Source organism: Nonomuraea sp. NPDC001684, from assembly GCF_053596515.1.
Map to the genome: position 1 here is coordinate 1 of NZ_JBSFGJ010000749.1, position 2,728 is coordinate 2,728.

3 protein-coding genes are annotated in these 2,728 nt (G+C 72.0%); all 3 read right to left on the minus strand.

Features of this window, described 5'->3' with window-relative positions:
• On the minus strand, positions 1-501 hold a 501-nt coding region (locus ACWCSD_RS51105; RefSeq protein ID WP_449926899.1), incomplete at its 3' end, for a cyclase family protein.
• Positions 501-2,006, minus strand: a complete 1,506-nt coding sequence (locus tag ACWCSD_RS51110) for a purine-cytosine permease family protein (protein WP_397218706.1) — start codon at positions 2,004-2,006, stop codon at positions 501-503. The genes ACWCSD_RS51105 and ACWCSD_RS51110, both read right to left, overlap by 1 nt.
• The coding region (gene speB / locus ACWCSD_RS51115) for an agmatinase (RefSeq protein WP_449926896.1) at positions 2,003-2,728 on the minus strand (726 nt) is incomplete at its 5' end. The genes ACWCSD_RS51110 and speB, both read right to left, overlap by 4 nt.

The window sequence follows — 2,728 nt, forward strand, 5'->3', positions numbered from 1 at the left end:
GTGAGCGTGGCACAGTAGTCGACGTGGTTGCCCACCATGACCGCCAGCCAGCCGGCGTTCTTGTGGGCCTGGGCGTTGCTGCGGATGTTGCGCCATGGCGGCCTCCTCGGTGAGGAAGGGGTGGGCCTGGTAGGACTCGCCGCCCCAGTGGGCCGACCAGCCGGTCGCGACCAGCACGATCGGCGCGTCGCCGCCGGACGGCCAGGCCGGGCCGTCGAGCAGCCCGGCCCCGATCGGCGACCGGGGCGCGAGCCCCCGGGCGTCGGCCACCACGGCCGGCCCGGCGAAGCGGGACAGCGGCAGGTCACCGAGCGCCGGCAGCGCGTCGTCGATGTGGAAGGGGGCGTCGACGTGGGTGCCCGACTGCGAGCCGAGGTGCAGGCCCAGCACGTTGACGCCGTCGCGGGCGACGGTGAGCGCCGGGGCGACCGAGACCTCGGGATCGCCCGGATAGACCGGCATCCCGGTCTCGACGGGCACCGACAGGTCGACGAGTTCCATCACGCCATCGATTCTGCCGCGTCCACGATGGGCAGGATCGGCGTGTCGGCCGAGCGCACCAGGCGCGGGCCCTGCGGGCCGTACACCTCGCGCGGTTCGGGGAAGAGCGCGAGCAGCGTCAGGTAGAGCACGGCCGCGACCGCGAGGCCCAGCGGCAGCGAGACGTCCACGCCGCCGGCCAGGTCGCCCAGCGGCCCGACGAACTGGCCCGGCAGGTTCACGAACATCAGCGCCACGGCGGCCGCGAGCAGCCACGCGGTGAGGCCGCGCCAGTTCCAGCCGTGGGTGAACCAGTACCGCCCGCCGCGCTGCCGCCGGTTGAAGACCTGCAAAGCGTCGGGGTCGTACCAGCCCCTGCGGGTCACGTAGCCGAGCATCATGATCACCATCCAGGGCGCGGTGCAGGTGATGATCAGCGTGGCGAACGTGGAGATGCTGGCCGTCAGGTTCGCCGCGAAGCGCCCGACGAAGATGAACACGATCGACAGGGTGCCGATGAAGACGGTCGCCTGCACCCGGGAGAAGCGCGGGAACACGCTGGAGAAGTCGAGCCCGGTCCCGTACAGGGAGGTGGTGCCGGTGGACATGCCGCCGATCAGCGCGATCAGGCAGACCGGGACGAAGTACCAGGCCGGCGAGATCGCCAGCAGCCCGCCCACGTAGTTGGGCGCGGCCGGGTCGACGTACTCGGCGGCCTTGGCGGCGATGATCGAGGCGGTGGCCAGCCCGAAGAAGAACGGCAGGATGGTGGCGAGCTGCGACAGGAAGGCCGCCGCCATCACGCGGGAGCGCGGGGTCGAGGCCGGGATGTAGCGGGACCAGTCGCCCAGGAAGGCGCCGAAGGACACGGGGTTCGACAACACGATCAGCGCCGCGCCGATGAACGACGGCCAGAACAGCGGGTCGCCGGCCGCCAGCGTCCCGGGGTAGGACGGGTCGAAGTCCCCGGCGAAGGCGAACAGCCCGAGCACGAACAGCAGCGACGCCGCCGCGACCGCGATCTTGTTGACGAACAGCATGAAGCGGAAGCCGTACACGCAGACCACGAGGACGAGCAGGGCGAAGACGGCGTAGGCCACCCCGTAGGACAGGTCGGTGTCGGGCAGGCCGACGAGCCGGTGCGCGCCGCCCACCAGCGCGTCGCCCGACGACCACACCGAGATCGAGAAGAACGCGATGGCGGTCAGCAGCGACAGGAACGAGCCGACCACCCGGCCGTGCACGCCCAGGTGGGCCGAGGAGGAGACGGCGTTGTTGGTGCCGTTGAGCGGCCCGAACAGCGACAGCGGGGCCAGGATCAGCGCCCCGACCACCAGGCCGAGCACGGTGGCCGCGAGCCCCTGCCAGAACGACAGGCCGAACAGGATGGGGAAGGCGCCCAGCACGCAGGTGGCGAACGTGTTCGCGCCCCCGAAGGCGACCCGGAACAGGTCGAACGGCCCGGCGGTGCGGTCGGCGTCGGGGATGCGCTCGACGCCGTAGGTCTCGATCTCGGTGATGCTCATGTCTTCTCCTGCATCGCCAGCAGGCTGACGAGGTCGTAGGCCACGTGGGAGGCGGCGACCGAGGTGATCTCGGCGTGGTCGTAGGCCGGGGCCACCTCGACCACGTCGGCCCCGATCAGGCGGCAGCCGGCCAGACCGCGGAGAATCTCCAGCAGCTCCCGGCTGGTGAGCCCGCCGGCCTCCGGCGTGCCGGTGCCGGGGGCGTGGGCGGGGTCGAGCACGTCGATGTCGACCGAGACGTAGAGCGGGCGGTCGCCGACGCGCTGCCGCAGCACGTCGATGACCTCGTCCAGGCCGCGGCGGAGCACGTCGGCGGCGGTCAGGATGCCGAAGCCGAGCCGCCGGTCGTCCTCCAGGTCCTTCTTGCCGTACAGCGGGCCCCGGATGCCGACGTGGCTGAGCGCCTCGGTGTCGAGGATGCCCTCCTCGACCGCCCGGCGGAAGGGAGTGCCGTGGGTGTACTCGGCGCCGAAGTAGGTGTCCCAGGTGTCGAGGTGCGCGTCGAAGTGCAGCAGCGCCACGGGGCCGTGCTTCCTGGCCGCCGAGCGCAGCAGCGGCAGCGCGATCGTGTGGTCGCCGCCGATGGTGACCAGCCGGGCGTCCAGCTCGTCGGCCGCGGCCTCGATGGTCTCGACGGCCTCGCCGATGTCGAACGGGTTCGCCGCGATGTCACCGGCGTCGGCGACCTGGACGCGCTCGAACGGCGAGACGTCCAGCCCCGG